This is a genomic window from Saprospiraceae bacterium (genome assembly GCA_016715965.1).
Taxonomy (GTDB): domain Bacteria; phylum Bacteroidota; class Bacteroidia; order Chitinophagales; family Saprospiraceae; genus Vicinibacter.
In genome coordinates, this window is record JADJXG010000001.1 from 2524892 (window position 1) to 2542370 (window position 17479).

Genomic DNA, 17479 nt, shown 5'->3' on the forward strand with positions numbered 1-17479 from the left:
TTATAATTTAGAAAAAATGGTTACTTAAATGCTGATTTCGGGAATAGCCGTGTAGAAATCAACAGCAAATATAAGAACTTTTATTAATATGTAATGCTTTGATGTTAATTTTTTTAAAAAAACAATAAGCCTTAAAAATCTTATTTGGACGGAATCCACAAAAACACAATAACTTTGCTGTATTAAATTAATTTAAATATGAAATTGAAATTCTTATTCTTTATCCTGGTGGCGGGTATGGGTTTGATGGCCACAAGTTCCTGCAAACAGGAAAGCAAAGATAAAGCTGCAGACACTCCGCAAGTTGAACAGCCGGCTGCCGATCAGCCTGCTACCCAACAACCCAATGTGCAAATGCCGCCTGACTTCACGCCGGTCTCAGGTCCACCGCAGAATGCTCCCCAGAATGCAAAAGGGGTTTGGCATTTTACCTGTCCTAAAGGCTGTGCCGGTGGCGCAGGTGCTGCTGGACCTTGCCCGAAATGCGGAGAGGCTTTGACACACAATCAGGCTTACCACGAAAACTAATCAGTTGATCCTGATTATTGCCGGACTTTCCTAAAATGGATAGTTTAGTGCCAGGTGAAGGTTGGATTGATTGAGAAAGGATCCAAATGAAGTTCCAGAATAATCAATCCAATACCTTCCCGTTTCATTGTTGGGGAAGGTACTCCTCAGTTTAAAACCCCAATCCAAACGCAGTATAAAAAAGGAGAGATCCATTCTCAGACCCAAGCCGGATCCAACTCCTAGCTGTTTGTAGAAGTTTTTGGTAAAATGGGTATTGACAGGATTGGCTGCAGATGGCAAGAGCCAAACATTTCCAATGTCCAGAAAAATAGCCCCTTTGAAAATCCAGTAAATGTCAAACCTCCACTCGGCGTTAGCTTCCAATTTGATATCGCCTGTTGAGAAGAAATTTCCCCTTTGCGTGACGGTTTTGGAAAGATCAGAATTGCCGGGTCCGGTTTCACGAATATTCCAGCCCCTCATGCTCTGAGGACCTCCCAGAAAAAATTGCTTGATGTAAGGGATGTTTCTGGAGCCTCCAAAAGGTACGGCCAATCCTCCTGTGGTTCTCAGTGCCACATTGCTGTTGGGATTGATTCGATAATACCACCGGGAATCTATGTCCAACTTCCAGAATTTTGAGAACTCTGTTTTTTGCAATTGTCCCAAAGACCAGTTTTTTGTAAAAAGTTTTCCCAGCTTTTCGATCAAGTCCACTTCCATTCCGGTTAGTTCAAACGAATAAATAGAGGTGTGGTCCCAGTTGCGGGATTTTTTGGCCTGATAAAAGTACTGTGCCTGACTAAACAGGAAGGAAGTAAACAGCCTGTTGCCTTTAAGACTTCTGATCACAAATGAATCTGCGCCAAAGCGCTCTTCAAACGCTGGAAAAATATTGGGAAGATAATAATTGACCTCAAAGGTGGAAAGGCTTAGTCTTTTTCTTTTGTTGATGTTGAAATCGTATTTGACACCGGTGTTGAATGAAACAAAACTAAAAGCCTGGGTCTGGCTCGTATAGTCGGCTAATATATTAAAACTAGTGTTGGATCTGGGATGATTTTTTAAATACCCGAAAGGTCTCATTAGCTGTCTGGCCAAAAAGAAAGAGCCTGTTACATCTTTAAAGCTTGCTAAAGTCAGAGAATTGAGATAACTCAAGATGACGGAGTTAAAAATATTGGCTTGGAAAAAATTAAATTCCAGATTGGCCTCCAATTTAAAGTCCAGCACTTCTGCGCCTTTAAAGGCATTCCTGTTTTTTAAATAATAAAATCCAGAAACGCCAAATAGACTTGGCGCCGTGGCACTAAAGGTATTGTAGTTGAGGTCCGCACCATAATCCTGGGCCCATTTTTTGTGCGGTGATAGCAAAATGGTGTGATTGATCAGATGGGTTTGAAGACTGTCTGTTTTTGACTCTATGTTGATAAATTTATAAAAATTCAAACCGGCCAAATCCAAATAGGACTTGTCCACATTTTCCTTTTTGAAGAGCAAGCCCGGTCTTGGATGAATTTTGTCCAGCAACACTTCATTGCGGATATAGCTCGCTTCAGCTGTCTGAGTGATCGAAATGGAATCTATGCTGGTGCGCGTGAATATTCTTTTCTCCTGCGGATTGAAATTGGTGATGATATTCACCTTTCCGACAAAGTACTTACTGTGATGATCCTTGCCGGGAGGGTCCAGGATGCGGATTTTGAGCAGATTGTTGCCATGGAAGGTGTCAAGTCTTAAATTGTCCACGAGGGATGGGTTAAACTCTGCATAACCATTGTTTTGCATCAATTCGGTGATGCGGTTCTTTTCAGATTGAAACAAAGACAAATCGATGGGGGCGCCGGATTTTAGTTGAGATGAGGATTTGTGTTTGTTTAAAAGGGCGAGAACCGCGGTGTCGGATGTAAGGTAGATGAGACTATCCACATGGGTTCTTTTATTTGGTTGGACGATGTATTGTAAGCTGACTCTTTTGTTTGATTGAATCTTTTGGTGATGGCTCACTTTCGCATTAAAATATCCCTGATTGAAAAGATAATTCAACATGTTTTTCTTGGAGGCTACGATCTCAAGGGTATCCAATATGGAGGGGGGTTCTGATTGTTTGCTGAGGGTTTTTCTAAACAGGATTTTTTTATTTTTTCTGTTTTCAAGAAACTGGTAAATACCTTCTCTTCGGATAAAGAATAAGTACCTGGTGTTTGGTTTTTGCTTAATCAGGGTATGAAGTTCTTGCCTCATGCCAATGCGATCACCAAAAGCTACGTCCATCAATTGGATTTTATTTTTTGACAAGAGGAATTCATTGGGTTTGAGATTTTTTGTGCTGCTGCAATTACCAAAGAACAAACCCAGCAGTGTCAGGATTGCACTACCTTTGAGGTATGTTACTATAGATGATTTAATGGACAGAAGGCACATTCAAGTTTCGAAAGCTGAAATAAACTTAATTAAATCTCTTCGACACAAAAAGACGAGGCAGGAGCAGCGATTGTTTGTGGCCGAAGGCTCCAGGTTGGTGCTTGATATCATGAAGTCTAAACCTTCTGAAGTCCGATTGGTGGTCGGTACAGAGGAATGGATCACGGGACAAGTCGCAAATTTAAGTCATTTTTTGGATTTGACCCGCCAAATCAGCAGTTCGCAACTTCAGGCGGTATCTTCCCTCAAATCCACGGAAGAGGTGCTGGCTTTGGTTCAGTTTCCTTATTTTGGTCCCGGTCACCCGAGAATAACAAATTTTGGGCTCTATCTCGATGGTTTGTCAGATCCCGGTAATTTAGGTACATTGATCAGAACAGCCGATTGGTTTGGAATACCTGAGATCATGGTATCTGACCATGTGGTAGATTGGTACAATAGCAAAGTCGTGCAAGCAAGCATGTCGAGCATTAGCAGGCTAAAGATAAGTTGTGTTCCACCGGAGGAAATCAGGACGTATTCCGGTATCTCCAGATTGGTAGGGGCAGATCTGGTGGGGAAACCTTTGTGGCCAAAGTCCGGAATTTGGGAACCCGCAGTGCTTTGTTTGGGAAACGAAGCGCGTGGATTATCTGATCGCGTTAAAATGATTTGCGATGAATTTTGGACCATCCCATCTTACAGCCTTGGTGCGGAGTCACTCAATGTGGCCGTAGCGGCTTCTATTTTTATGGCGGGTTGGCGATCTTCAATTTTATAAGGATTACAAATATGGTAATTGTAAGAGAAGACGCTTAAAGACTGCCATAATTCTTTAAGCCAATTTCATGTATTCATTTCTACAATTTAATTTTTTGCTTTAATATATTGCAGATTAAAGAAAAGGAACTGGATTGGATTAAATAAAAAATTAAGCATTTTAGAATCTGTTTTCTTTTTGAGATTTTGGAGATAATTGATGAGGAATTAAAAATGAAAACTTAGTTTTTATTTTATCTGACGGAACGATCCAAGCTGGAAGCTTTGTGACGCAGTACTCAGCGTCAAGTGATGGAAAGCCCTCCAACATTGTTGGGGGCAAGCTGTAGGTGACCTATAAAATAATACCATATTTATCCTCTTAGAACAAAAGTTATATGGGATTGGTCATGAAGAATGAAAATTGGGAAATGGCATGGCTCTACACCCGTGTATTCTATTTCGAAATTTTGAAGTTATTTTTTGTCGGGATTGTCCAATTATTTCTTTTGGTCCTTTTGTGATCTAAAAAGTTCATTTCAGTTTGACTGGCCGGGATCTGTAACATTGGTTACAAGAAGTGGGTCCCAGGCTTCCCAGGCAAAACCATTGTCCCCGGTTTTTGCTTATAATTTACCAACTTTGCGCAAATCCAGAAGAAAGCATGGCTTCAAAATTGAACAAAGGTATTTTAAAAAAAGCATTCTCCCTCATGGCCACCGCCAAGGCCATGACCGAGATCTATGAGGGAAATTTTAAAATGGTCTCCAAATATGTGCATGCCACGTCCCGGGGGCATGAAGCCATACAGATCGCTCTGGGCATGCAACTTAAGTCCATGGATTATCTCTCAGCATACTACCGCGATGATGCTATGCTGCTGTCAATCGGAATGCGACCTTATGAATTGATGCTCCAATTGATGGCCAAAAAAGAGGATCCTTTTTCCGGTGGGCGAAGCTATTATTCTCATCCGAGCCTCAGAGATCCCGACAAACCCAAAATTCCCCATCAATCTTCCGCCACAGGTATGCAAGCCATCCCTACGACCGGTATTGCCCTTGGTTTATGGTATCAGGAAATGATGAATTCCCAAAAATCCGGCAGGGAATTGCCGGTCGTGGTCTGTTCCCTGGGTGATGCCTCCATCACAGAAGGCGAAGTGGCAGAAGCGCTACACATGGCCTCGCTCAAATCATTGCCCATTTTATACCTGGTCCAAGACAATGAATGGGATATTTCTGCCCATAGTTCGGAGATTAGAAAGGGAAATGCCATGGATTTTGGAAGGGGATTTCCGGGACTCCAGCTGGAATCAGTGGAAGGAACCGATTTTGAAGCTTCTTACCAGGCAGTGGAAAAAATCATCAAAGACATCAGAAAGCACCGAAGACCCTGGCTCTTGCATGCCAAAGTGCCCTTACTCAATCACCATACCTCCGGAGTGCGGAAGGAATGGTATCGCGACGATCTTGAATCTGCAGGCAAAATGGATCCTTTTCCGAAATTGAAAAAACTGCTTTTGGAGCGGGGATTTGAGGCAACTGAGCTGGATGAGCTGGTACAAGCATCGGTGGATCTCGTTACCCGGGATTTTGCGATGGCTGCTAAAGCAGAAGACCCCAGACCCGAGGATCTTTATTTACATGATTTTGCACCCACTCCCGTGCTGGAAGAACAGGGTCAACGACATCCTGAATCAGGTTCGGAAAAGGTCATGGTGGATTGTGCTTTGTTTGCAGTCGAAGAATTGATGCGCAAATATCCGGAATGCCTCCTGTATGGGCAGGATGTGGGCAAAAGGCTCGGAGGAGTTTTTAGAGAAGCCGCTACTCTGGCAGAAAAGTTTGGTGACCATCGGGTATTTAATACTCCGATACAGGAGGCATTTATCGTGGGTTCTACCGTCGGAATGTCAGCAGTTGGCTTAAAACCCATTGTGGAGGTTCAATTTGCAGATTACATCTGGCCGGGTCTCAACCAATTGTTTACCGAAGTGGCGAGATCTTGTTTTTTAACCATGGGAAAATATCCGGTAAGCATGATTCTAAGGGTGCCAATCGGAGCCTATGGCAGTGGCGGTCCTTATCACTCCTCTTGTGTGGAATCCGTGGTGGCCAATATCAAAGGGGTCAAAATAGCTTTTCCCTCCAATGGGGCAGATCTGAAAGGATTGATGAAGGCAGCTTATTATGATCCCAATCCGGTCGTCATTTTTGAACACAAAGGACTCTATTGGTCCAAGGTGCCCGGTACCGATGCGGCCAAAGTGATTATGCCGGATGAGGATTATATTTTACCCTTTGGAAAAGCCAATTTGGTTTTAGAAGCCGAGCCTGAAAAAATCGAAAAAGGTGATGCCATATGTGTGGTCACCTACGGCATGGGTGTGCACTGGGCCTTAAATGCTGCAAGAGACTTTGATGCTTGTGTCAGTATTTTGGATTTAAGGACCTTGGTGCCATTGGACACCGATCAAATATTTACCCAGGTCAAGCGCCATCACCGCTGTCTGGTCCTGACGGAAGAAACGATCGAAAATAGTTTTGCCCAGGCTTTGGCCGGAAGGATAGGGGAGCATTGTTTTGAGTACCTCGACGCTCCCGTCAGATGCATGGGATCGGCCAATCTGCCGGCTGTCCCACTCAATTCCATTTTGGAACAAGAGATGATTCCCAATGCAGAAAAACTGAGCAAACACATTGCAGAATTACTCAATTATTAATACGGACGCATGAATCATTTTTGGGATCTTATCCAACAATCTTATCAGGCTTATTGGAATTATCTGGTTTCTGAAATTGCCTGGAACCACCCCTATAAACCTTGGTATGAAAACTATTTTTATGCCTTGATTTTCTTATCGTTGATGGTGTGGATGGTAGAAATTATTTTTCCCTGGAGAAAGAATCAGGCCATATTCAGGAAAGATTTTTGGCTGGATGGATTTTACATGTTTTTTAATTTTTTTCTTTTTTCACTGGTGGCTTACAATGCACTTTCCAATGTGGCAGTGGATCTGTTTAATCAGTTTTTGGGGCTTTTCGGAATCAGCAACCTGGTGGCCATCCAATTGGGCTCCCTTCCCAAATGGTCCCAATGGTTGATCATGTTTGTCGTGGCAGATTTTATTCAATGGAATGTGCACAGGATGCTACACCGCGTGTCCTGGATGTGGGAGTTCCACAAGGTTCATCACAGTGTAGAACAAATGGGATTTGCGGCGCATTTGCGATTTCATTTTATGGAAACCATCATTTATAAAACCTGTCAATACATTCCACTTGCCATGCTGGGATTTGGAATTCAGGATTTTTTTATCATCCATTTTATTGCCATTCTCATCGGACATATCAATCACGCCAATTTGAATGTGACCTATGGTCCGTTCAAATATCTTTTCAACAATCCGGTCATGCACATTTGGCACCATGCCAAGGAATTGCCCAGTGAAAAAAAATATGGTGTCAATTTTGGATTGAGTCTGAGTATCTGGGATTATTTGTTTCAAACCGATTACATCCCATCGGACGGAAGGGATATTGCCCTTGGATTTGAAAAAATTGAAAAATATCCATCAGGATTTTGGCGTCAACTGGCGGCACCATTTAGAAAAGCAAAATGAAAGAAAAAAGAAATTATGTATTCTTGGCTTTATTCGCCAGCCTTACTATAGGCTTGGCTCCCTTGTACCCGGAACCCCACATCGTCGGCAAAATTCGTTGGGTCATGGGAGGGGCCAATGGCATGTCCCTGATGGATTGGTTGGATTTGTGCATGCACGGAGCGCCCTGGGTCATTTTGATTGTTTTGCTGATCAGAAAAATGATAAAGCCTAGCATCCAAAGTTAATTAGTCACAGGATAATTAAGATTTTTTTGGAATCAACCCACAATTACTTGAGCAAAAGATAATTTAGATGCACAGGTTTCATTTCTTTGGAAACAAAAACAAGTCGATATATCCCATTGTGTAAAAACTCTGGAAATTGGATAAAATTCTTGTCTTCTTTTAGTTGCTCTTCAAATACTTCCTTTCCACCAAAGCTGTATACCTTTAAAGTAAATTGTGATGAAGATGGAATTTGTATTTGGATGAAACCATTTCCAGGATTTGGATGAATTTTGAGGCCTGTTTCATGGTAATGTTGAATAGAGGTGTTCATAATGATGGTGACTTCGGTTTCAAGAGTGTCAGAACAATAAAGATTGAATGCGATTAATTGAATCTTATAAAGCCCATCTGCTTTATAGGTATGAATAGGCGAAGTGAGAGTACTTGATTCTCCATCACCAAAGTTCCAATAATAATTAGTAGCATTTTTAGTCAAATTTGTGAATTGTACCATAAGTCCATTTGTATTGGTTTGAAATTCTGCTTCAGGCAAGGAATGTATGGTGATGTAATGGGATTCTGTTCGCGTATTTGATCCTTTTGAATTGCTAACTTTGAGTGTGACATCATAAGTTCCTGTTTGAGTATAAAGTACCTTCGGATGTCTTTCACTTGACTGAACTGGAGTGCCACCTGGAAACGACCACTCCCATTCTGTTGGGGACTTCAGGCTATAATCATTTATTTGGATGGTGACAGGACCGCAATGTTCATATATATGAGCACTAAAGATAGGTACTGGAGCTTCGCTCAATGGTTGGCAGGATAGAAGGCAAGTGTCAGATTTTAAAAATAAATTAATTGCTTCAATGGATCTTGAAGACCATTGTGTAGGAATAGGTAAACCTAAATTCGGTGTTGCGCTCATTATAAAACCTGCGGAATCCGTATCATGTAACGCTCCAAAGAAGTGTGCGATCTCATGGGCTGTTAAATATTTATCTGCAGATACATTCTTTAAAGATTGTTGAATAAAATACTTTGACTTTGCACACACTCGGCTAGGAAATGATTGGACGGATACTACATCTGTCAAAAATCTGTAAGTCATCAAAAAGGCAAGATGATGATTTGCTTGATTACCAAATCCATTGTTCTCTCCCCAGTCAATAAAATTTTGAAGTAACTTCACTGAATTCTTTTCAGATTTCCATGTAGGTGGATCACAATCTTCACAATTTGAAATAAAAAGATCCTTCAATTCGAACTTAATATCTTTGTCAAACCATCCTGAATATTGCTGCTCTACCATTCCCATAGTAAATTCCAAATGTTGTATTGCAAGATCGACATTTCTCATGGTTTTGACAAAACTCCAATCCAAAGCACAAGCCATTTGAGTTGATACACAGGAGTCATTCTGAGAATTTGTGACTGTCTTGTGTATCAAATCTGATAGACCATTTAAAGTAGGGCTATTTGGATGATTACAAAAGGCTTCTTTTAAAAAAGCAACTGGTTTTCTCAAAACATATAATGGCCCATGAATGGAATCTAAAGAAAGATGAAGTGGTTCAAGTATAAATTGCTCTTCGCCTATTCGCCACCACATATATAGGCATTCTGCGCCGATTGAAATTAGACCTTCATTAAAAGAGGAATTGGAATCAATTTTGTAAAGAGTTCCAGTAACAGTAAAGAAAGTGGAAACATTTGGAGAAGAACTTACCTGAATTGCAAGATGATCTGAAAATACAGAATGTTTTTGAGCAGAAAATTTAAAGGATTGATTGGAGCCAATACTTACAGAAATAGATAGATTTTCAGATTTGTTTTCCATTTGATCAAGAAATTGTCTATTCAACTGATAAAATTGAGTCCCTGAGTTGTCTTTATTTTGGAATTCTGGATGGCTAACTGTTATAAAATCTAATACGAGATTTTGACCAACAAGGCTCGTAATGCCGAAAAAGAAGCAATATAGTAATTTCTTCATTGAGGTAGGATTATATAGATACAACGTACCAAAATGCAGATTGTACAGACTTGTTGCTATTATTTTTTGAATATTGTGATTTTGACTCCTTGCCAGCTTTCAAATAATGATTACTCAAGAATTCAAATTTACTCAGATAATCTAACTTCATCAGTGTTCATCAGTGACATCTGTGCTAAAAAAATAGCTCACAGATTTCACAGATTTTCACAGAAAATCAACTACATCTTTGTCCATCCTTGGAATCATTGAGATAATGATTTTTATACAGTCCGCATTTGCGAATTATCCATTTGTAGATTAACCAGATTCTTATAAATACCATCTGGAATGTCAATCAACTCCTGATGATTTCCGCTTTCTGCGATCTTCCCATCCTTTAAAACATAAATGCGGTCCACATCTCTGATGGTCGACAATCTATGCGCAATAATAATGGAGGTACGATTCTTCATCAGCTTTTCGAGTGCATCCTGCACCAATTTTTCGGATTCTGAGTCCAGGGAAGAAGTAGCTTCATCCAATATTAAAATAGAAGGATCTCTTAATATAGCCCTTGCGATGGCAATCCGCTGTTTTTGTCCGCCGCTGAGTTTGATGCCACGCTCTCCAACAATGGTGTCAAAACCATCCGGGAAGTTTTTGATAAACTCAAAGGAGTTTGATTTTTCTGTGGCTTCCATCAATTCTGCGTCTGTAGCTTTGGGCTTTCCATACAGGATGTTTTCTCTGATGGATCCGCCAAACAAAATGACGTCCTGCGGAACAATGGCGATGTTGCGACGGAATGAATGCAAATCATATTCCTCAATTCGTTTTCCATCGACTTTGATGTTTCCGGAATCTGCCTGATAGAATCGCATCACCAATTGTGCGATGGTGGATTTGCCAGCACCGCTTTGACCCACCAGTGCGATGCGCTCCCCCTTATTGACCTCAAAACTGATCTCATTCAGGACCTTGACGTCTTTTCTGCTGGGATATGAGAAATGCACCCTTTGGAATTCAATGCGACCTTCCAGTTTGCTCCATTCATTTTCATCCTGGGAGGCAATGTCAATTTCTTCATCGCGCTCGAGAATTTCCTGTATTCTTTCCGTCGCTCCGATCGAACCTGCCAGGGTCGAATACAAGTTTCCAATTCCTGCGATCGCTCCTCCGATGATTCCTGTGTAAATGATAAAAGAAAAAAGATCGCCTGCCTGCATTTCTCCGGACTGTACGAGAAGTGCCCCTCTCCAGAGAATAAAAAACAATCCTCCAAACAATACAGTAATGATGAAAATAAAAAAGATGCCCCTCATCCTGGCGTAATTCATCGAAATGCCCACCATTTGGTCGATGGATCGACCAAATCGCGTATTTTCATAAGCTTCATTGGTAAAGGCTTTGACGATTGGGAAAGCCTGAAAACTTTCTTCTACAATAATATTGGTTTGTGCCAAGGCGTCTTGTCTTTTTTTGGACAACTTGCGGATAAATCTGCCAAACAATACCGAACTCACCACGATCACAGGGAAGGTCAACAACATGATCAGGGAGAGATGGGGCGCTAACCAGCCAATGATAAACAGACCCAAAACGAGTACCACGATCTGTCGGATAAACTCAGCCAATGTGACAGAAAAAGCGTTTTGAAGTTGTTCGACATCAGCGGTCAAACGACTGGTCAGTTCACCGACCCTTTGGCTTTCAAAAAAGACCAGATCCTGACTGATTAATTTTTGATAGAGGGCTTTGCGGACGTCCGCGATTCCAAACTCAGAGACCCTGGCAAAATAAATGGTTCTGAAATAGGACAGCAATCCCTGTATGATCAGAATCACCAGAAACAGGAGTCCAAAATCACTGACTTCCAAAGACCATTTTCCCTTGCCAATGGCGGTGTTGGCCATCTCTCCGGCAGCGGCAGGAAAAATCATAAACATGGAACTGGAAATCACCAAACAAAGCATCCCCAGTAAAAAGGACCATCGGTAGGGACGGATAAATTTAAAAATGCGGTACGCTTTCAGAAGCCCGGCTTTGCTGAGCTTAACTTTTTCTGACATGCACCAACGAACAATCAATTTATGAAAGTGTTTTACAGGCCACTTACAAAACAAACGATGACCAACAAACAGATCGCAGGTCTATTCAATGAAATGGCTGGGTTGATGGAACTCCATGGCGAAAATGAATTCAGGATCAAATCATACGCCAATGCCTATCTTAATCTCAGAAAACTAGACCAAAATCTGGAGGAACTGGGAGCTGAAGAATTGCAGTCCATCAAAGGAATAGGAAAGACGATTGCAGAAAAAATTGTCGAAATACAGAATACGGGGAGTTTTGGCGGATTAAATGAACTGAGAGAAAAAACTCCTGAAGGTATCCGCCAAATGCTGGCCATCAAAGGTATCGGACCCAAGAAATTGATTTTTTTTTGGAAGGAATTGGGCATAGAATCTCCGGGTGAATTGTTGTATGCCTGTCGTGAAAACAGACTCATCGCACACAAGGGATTTGGTCCTAAAATCCAGGAAGATTTAATCAAAACCCTTGAATTTTATCAATCGCAAAGTCATTTGTTTCATCACCACCAATTGGAACATGAAATTCAGGAAATAGAGGCATCCCTGCTGGCATCAAATCCCGGGCTCCTCCTGGAAATAACAGGCGAGGCAAAGAGATTGGTACCTATCCTGACGGGATTGGAATTTGTGGTCTCAGAAGAACCAAAACATTGGCCCGAGAATTTTACAATCCTCAACAGGACCAACACTCAAATAGAGGCTCGCTGGAAAGAAAACATTCCTGTGTTCCTGCACCTGCTAAAATTTCCAATGAACGCAGAGGAGTGTTTTCAATTTACGGGTGGATCAGTGGAGTTCTTTGAATGGTTGAATAAATATCAAAACGAATTGAAAAGCTCAGCCTCAGAGTTGGATTTTTTTCATGCCTCTTCTTTGCCTTATGTTCCACCAGAATGCAGAGATCTTAAAGATTATACCGTTTTCGATCCACTTCTGCTGGTGGATGAGCAGGACATCAAAGGTGTCATACACAATCACAGTACCTATAGCGATGGCATTTGTTCGATCAGGGAAATGGCGGCAGAATGCATTCGCCTTGGATATGCCTATCTCGTTATGTCCGATCATTCGAGAACAGCCGCTTATGCCAATGGACTTAGCATCGAACGCGTAGAAATGCAATGGAGGGAAATCGATCGGCTCAATGAAGAATTGGCCCCTTTTAAAATTTACAAATCCATAGAATCAGATATTCTTTCCGATGGCAGCCTGGATTATCCTCCGGAGATCTTGTCCGGATTTGATCTGGTCATTGCTTCGATCCACAGCAATCTCAAAATGAATGAGGAGAAGGCGATGAGCCGACTGATCCACGCGGTTGAAAATCCATTCACCCGCATTCTGGGCCATCCGACGGGAAGATTGCTGCTCTCCAGAGCGGGATATCCCGTAAATCACCAGCTGCTGTTTGATGCGTGCTCGGCAAATGGAGTGGTCATCGAACTCAATGCCAATCCAATGCGACTGGACCTTGATTGGAAGTGGATAGAATACGCCCAAAAGAAGAATGTCATGATCTCAATCAATCCGGATGCCCACAATTTGAGTGGTTTGCGAGACATTAAATATGGAGTCCGCGCGGCGAGAAAGGGAGGATTGTTGCGAAATAATTGTTTGAATATTTATGATATTGCAGAATTTAATAGATGGATTTCCTTAAAATAATAGTTTTAAATAAACATTAACATCCTGTTATGGAATAGATAAAGTATGTCTTTGTTATTTAAGCATAATTTTACGGCTCATTTCATTATTCAGTAAAAAAATAAACAGTAATAAACATGAAAAATCTAATCAATCTTTTTGCCATTCTTTTGTTGGTAGGAGTTGTTGCTTGTAAGAGCGATTCAAGCGCCAACAACGCCAGCACAGAAGCAGTTGCTGATCCAAATGCTGGTACAGTTGCCACTCCCAATGATTTAAATAACCCTGCAGGAGAACCGATGCCTGCTGCTCCGAGCGGTCCTACAACCACGATTGAGTACGAAGCAATGGTGCACGATTTCGGAGAAATCAAAGAAGGCGATATGGTAAAATATTCCTTTAAATTTAAAAACACAGGTAGCGAGCCTTTGGTCATTTCTGATGCAAAAGGAAGCTGCGGATGTACGGTGCCTGATTGGCCGAGAGAGCCAGTTGCGCCAGGTGCGACTGCCGAGATCAAAGTAGAATTTGATTCGAAAGGAAAAGGAACTGAAGACGGATCTAAGCAGACCAAAAGAGTAACCGTTACAGCCAATACCAATCCAGCTCAGACTTATTTGACCATTTCCGGAGTTGTTAGAAAACCTGCCGCGAAATAATCTAAGATACGAATAACAATACAACAGTTTAAAAATTCCCGGTTTGATTCTTCAGGCCGGGATTTTTTTTTGTAGCTCCCATTTACTTTTCAATTTTGATTATCTTTACCATTGATTTTTTCGGAATTCATCTTTTCAGTTTGGAGGAAAGGACCAACCAGTCCTGATTTTAAAGAGTTGGACTTCTAAGCAATTCGTTCATTTTTTTAATTTGTTTACTTATGTTAGCATTGGTTTTGTCACTTTCCTGTTTGTTTTTGCCAGCCTCTAAAACCTTTTACAGCGCATCACAATTTCACCATCAGACTGCTAAGGCGGTTGTGAAGGCACCAGCCGATCTGGTGGTTGGTTGCGATGTCGGTTGGGATTTGTCTCAGTTGAGAGATCCTATGTTTACTGGAGCGGGGAGAATCCATGCTGACCCCTCGATGGTTGATTCACTAATTACTTTGAGCAAAGTTTGTGCAGCCCTCTGTGAGCCTGACTACAAAAAATTCTACCCCGGAGCATCTGGAAAGGGAGCACCAGAATTGGCATGTCAGTATTATATGGAGAAAATGGATTCCAACCATCCCGATTCTTTATATTCTTTGTTTTGGGGAATGGAAGGATACGCCAGCGGGGTAGATTCATTTGAAGTCAAAGTAGTGGACCTTTTCTATGTATGTGGCTTGGGTTTGATTGATAGAGTCCTTGTGGGATACTCTGGTTTTGAAACGATATCAGATACCCAACGAATTTGGTTTTTGGATTGTAATCCATTTTATATCAATTTGCAGAATTTGTGTGATCCGGAAGATGACTTAATATGGGATGAACCTTTTTGCGATAGTCAATTTGTTTCTACCATTTATGCTTGTGGTATGGGCAATAACGGATCTTCCATTCAGTTGAGAAATACCAACTGTGCCAATTTTTCTTTTGATTTTAAGGATGAGTTTATAACTGACTTGCCTGGAGTGTGTGCAAGAATAGTCAGAACCCATGTGATCATCAACTGGTGTGAATACGATCCACTGAATAATCCATCCGTTGGACGTTGGGAATTTAAGAGTAAGATCGATGTTGCAGACTCTATAGCTCCGCATGCCCTTTTTTTTGAAACCCAAGCCTGTATGGCAGTCGCAAGCAACATTCAGGCCTTATGCGGATCCCCCACCCTGGTAAAATGGACTGGTTTTGACAACTGCGGTTCGCATCGTATTCTCAGATTCTCTTACAAGATTGACTTTAATGATGATCATACAGGTCCCTACGATCACTACGATGTAGTTCTCGCTCCTTCTACATTGACTCAATATCAAAGTGGAGACAGTTCCATTCAGTTAAACAAGTATGCTTTTTATCCTACCCACCCGTTTGATGCATCCGGTATATATCCCCTGGGTCGTCATCGGATTGAAATAACCGTGGACGATCGCTGCGGAAACAAAAATACATTTGTCCATTTTTTTGAGTCGAAGGATTGTGTACCGCCGCGACTTGAATGTAAAACTGATCTTCCTGAAATTTACCTGTCTGAATCTGGCATCATTCGAATTGATGCAAAGGAATTAATCTCTGGAGTGATTGATAACTGCAGTAATCCTGAACACATAATACTTTCTTTTTTGAAAGATTCTCAATTGCCGGAATTGGAGTACGATTGTCACGATTTTGCGGGAAGAACTCAACTGTTTAATATTGTGCAAATGTATGCACTGGATGAAAGCGGAAATGCAGACAGTTGTCAACTTTTGTTAAGTCTCATTGATTCCGATAGCATTTGCGCTGGATTTAACACCGATATTGTTGGACCGGGCGATTCGAATATCAATTTTTGGATAGGTTATGGAGAAGATGACCTGATCATAAATGGATCGGATCGCAATTCTGTTGAAAGTTTTAATCTGGAATTTTTAGACCTGACAGGCAAAAAAATAGAGGTCAATTGGGAAGTATTGTCCACCAGACAATTAAGGATAAACACTTCAAATTTGACCAGCGGATATTATGTGATTAGATTCTGGAATCTAAATAAGCATCAATCCAAGCTGTTTGTCAAATTTTGAATCTTTGCCAGTCTATTCAATGACAGAGCAGGATAAACAAGATTCATTTTATACTTAAGGATCAAAACGCTTGGTGGGTTCCATTTTTATTGTTGAAATAGCTCATGAAGAGTACCACATATAGAAAAAACAAGATCGCCTGAAAACTGGACAAAACTTTTCCAGGCAAAGTTACCGGATAGTAATCTCCAAAACCGATGGTTGAGCCCACCATAAAACTGTAATAGATAGGATCAAACCAATGTACAAATTAATGATTTAAATAATCACCATGTGCGTAAACAACGGCCAGGGCCAATAAAATTTCCATATAATTCAAAAAAACCAAGATCATGGAGCGCGAATAGGAAATCGGTTTGGTGAATGCATCCGAAGCAAATATAAGGGTCGGAACTTGCAATAAAGTTTCCATGGATAGATAGACTTGTAAATAAATCAATGCATCCACATTTTGAAATCCAAAATGATGATCGGTAAGGCCAATTTTAGGATCACCATCAAATCCACCGACAGGTCCTTGTAATGAGGCTGAATGCTTTCAGCAAAATGTTTGATGTATGTGCCCGGAAAAAGAAAATGACTGCTTGCTAAAACAAGTCGTACTATTTTCTCTATTCCAAAATCATTATGCTGTTCATTGTTCCAGATGGCACTTACATTTTTTCTCCTTCTGGTTAAGTGATCAATGGGATTATGTTCGTGAGTAATTTCACCTTGTTTTCCTATCAATAATTTTTTAATTGTTTTTCGTGCTCAGAACATTTAAGAATCCAATTAATACACATGCTGTCCGCCGTTGATGGCATAGTTGGCGCCGGTGATGTACGCTGCTTTTTCAGAAGCAAGAAAGGACACCAGGTGAGCGATTTCTTCGGTTCCACCCAATCTGCCCATGGGGATTTGTTCCACAATTTTATTGCGCACTTCTTCACGGATGGCCATGACCATATCTGTCCCAATGTATCCGGGAGAAATGGTGTTGACGGTGATTCCTTTTTTTGCCACTTCCATGGCAAGGGATTTTGTAAATCCATGCATACCTGCTTTGGCAGCTGAATAATTGGTTTGTCCAAATTGCCCTCTTTGGCCATTGACAGAAGATATGTTGATGATTCTGCCAAATTGGTTGGCAATCATGTCTTCGATGACATGTCTGCAACAATAGAAAACGCTGTCCAAATTCGTGTGCAGGACGTCTTGCCAGTGGGCCAGCGTCATCTTCCAAATGGGCGTATCTCTCGTGATTCCAGCGTTGTTGACCAAAACAGAGATGGTCCCGTAGTTGGATTTTATCTCAGTTACCATTCTCCCTACATCTTCAAAGTTGGTCACATCCCCTTTTGCAATCACAAAATCATATCCGGAATCTTTCTGCTCTTCCTGCCATTTTTTTCCTTTTTCATCACTGCGATAATTGGCAATGACGAAATAACCGTCTTCGTGCAACTTGTGGCACATGGCAGTGCCCAAACCTCCTGTGGCTCCCGTGACGAGTGCAATGTTGTGGTTGTTTTTTTCCATGTTTTTGTGTTTTGATTGGAATTTTTA

Annotated in this window: 14 protein-coding genes; 8 read left to right on the forward strand and 6 right to left on the reverse strand. The window is 41.2% G+C overall.

Annotated elements, in window-relative coordinates; all coding sequences use genetic code 11:
- Window positions 1-198 precede the first annotated feature (198 nt).
- Window positions 199-528: a hypothetical protein gene (locus IPM48_09450; GenBank protein ID MBK9271813.1), complete on the forward strand. Its 330-nt coding sequence runs from the start codon at window positions 199-201 to the stop codon at window positions 526-528.
- A gap of 30 nt (window positions 529-558) precedes the next feature.
- Here the strand turns inward: IPM48_09450 and IPM48_09455 are convergent, their stop codons facing one another.
- The gene (locus tag IPM48_09455) at window positions 559-2784 is read right to left on the reverse strand and encodes a BamA/TamA family outer membrane protein (GenBank protein ID MBK9271814.1); all 2226 of its coding nucleotides are present in this window, start codon (window positions 2782-2784) and stop codon (window positions 559-561) included.
- Between IPM48_09455 and IPM48_09460 the strand changes: the two genes are divergently transcribed.
- The 4 genes from IPM48_09460 to IPM48_09475 all read left to right on the forward strand — a co-directional run bounded on the left by IPM48_09460 (window position 2753) and on the right by IPM48_09475 (window position 7524).
- A complete protein-coding gene (locus tag IPM48_09460) occupies window positions 2753-3694 on the forward strand; it encodes an RNA methyltransferase (protein ID MBK9271815.1) in 942 nt (313 codons plus the stop codon). The two genes, IPM48_09455 and IPM48_09460, sit on opposite strands and share 32 nt — an antisense overlap.
- A 642-nt stretch (window positions 3695-4336) precedes the next feature.
- Window positions 4337-6397, forward strand: a complete 2061-nt coding sequence (locus IPM48_09465; GenBank protein MBK9271816.1) for a tungsten formylmethanofuran dehydrogenase — start codon at window positions 4337-4339, stop codon at window positions 6395-6397.
- Window positions 6398-6406: 9 nt separating this feature from the next.
- Complete coding sequence (locus IPM48_09470; GenBank protein MBK9271817.1) at window positions 6407-7297, forward strand: sterol desaturase family protein; 891 nt, start codon at window positions 6407-6409, stop codon at window positions 7295-7297.
- Complete coding sequence (locus IPM48_09475; protein MBK9271818.1) at window positions 7294-7524, forward strand: hypothetical protein; 231 nt, start codon at window positions 7294-7296, stop codon at window positions 7522-7524. The genes IPM48_09470 and IPM48_09475 overlap by 4 nt, the downstream gene beginning before the upstream one ends.
- A gap of 43 nt (window positions 7525-7567) precedes the next feature.
- On the opposite strand, the gene IPM48_09480 is transcribed toward IPM48_09475, so the two are convergent.
- Both IPM48_09480 and IPM48_09485 read right to left on the reverse strand, forming a co-directional pair.
- Window positions 7568-9502 carry a PKD domain-containing protein gene (locus IPM48_09480; protein ID MBK9271819.1) on the reverse strand — a complete coding sequence of 645 codons (1935 nt, stop codon included), beginning with the start codon at window positions 9500-9502 and terminating at the stop codon, window positions 7568-7570.
- Window positions 9503-9765: 263 nt separating this feature from the next.
- Window positions 9766-11553, reverse strand: a complete 1788-nt coding sequence (locus IPM48_09485) for an ATP-binding cassette domain-containing protein (protein ID MBK9271820.1) — start codon at window positions 11551-11553, stop codon at window positions 9766-9768.
- A gap of 57 nt (window positions 11554-11610) precedes the next feature.
- Here IPM48_09485 and IPM48_09490 point away from each other — a divergent pair, with 57 nt between their 5' ends.
- The 3 genes from IPM48_09490 (at window position 11611) to IPM48_09500 (ending at window position 15931) form a co-directional block, all read left to right on the forward strand.
- On the forward strand, window positions 11611-13242 hold the full coding sequence (locus IPM48_09490; GenBank protein MBK9271821.1) for a DNA polymerase/3'-5' exonuclease PolX: 1632 nt from the start codon (window positions 11611-11613) through the stop codon (window positions 13240-13242).
- Between the two features lie 278 nt (window positions 13243-13520).
- Entirely contained in the window at window positions 13521-13880 is a 360-nt protein-coding gene (locus IPM48_09495) for a DUF1573 domain-containing protein (protein ID MBK9271822.1), read from the forward strand.
- Between the two features lie 221 nt (window positions 13881-14101).
- Entirely contained in the window at window positions 14102-15931 is a 1830-nt protein-coding gene (locus IPM48_09500) for a T9SS type A sorting domain-containing protein (GenBank protein ID MBK9271823.1), read from the forward strand.
- Window positions 15932-15992: 61 nt separating this feature from the next.
- Here IPM48_09500 and IPM48_09505 read toward each other — a convergent pair whose 3' ends face one another.
- From IPM48_09505 to phbB, 3 genes are all read right to left on the reverse strand, one after another.
- Complete coding sequence (locus IPM48_09505; GenBank protein MBK9271824.1) at window positions 15993-16145, reverse strand: two pore domain potassium channel family protein; 153 nt, start codon at window positions 16143-16145, stop codon at window positions 15993-15995.
- Window positions 16146-16366: 221 nt separating this feature from the next.
- On the reverse strand, window positions 16367-16660 hold the full coding sequence (locus tag IPM48_09510) for a hypothetical protein (protein ID MBK9271825.1): 294 nt from the start codon (window positions 16658-16660) through the stop codon (window positions 16367-16369).
- A 45-nt stretch (window positions 16661-16705) separates the two neighbouring features.
- A complete protein-coding gene (gene phbB / locus IPM48_09515; GenBank protein MBK9271826.1) occupies window positions 16706-17452 on the reverse strand; it encodes an acetoacetyl-CoA reductase in 747 nt (248 codons plus the stop codon).
- Window positions 17453-17479: the final 27 nt, after the last annotated feature.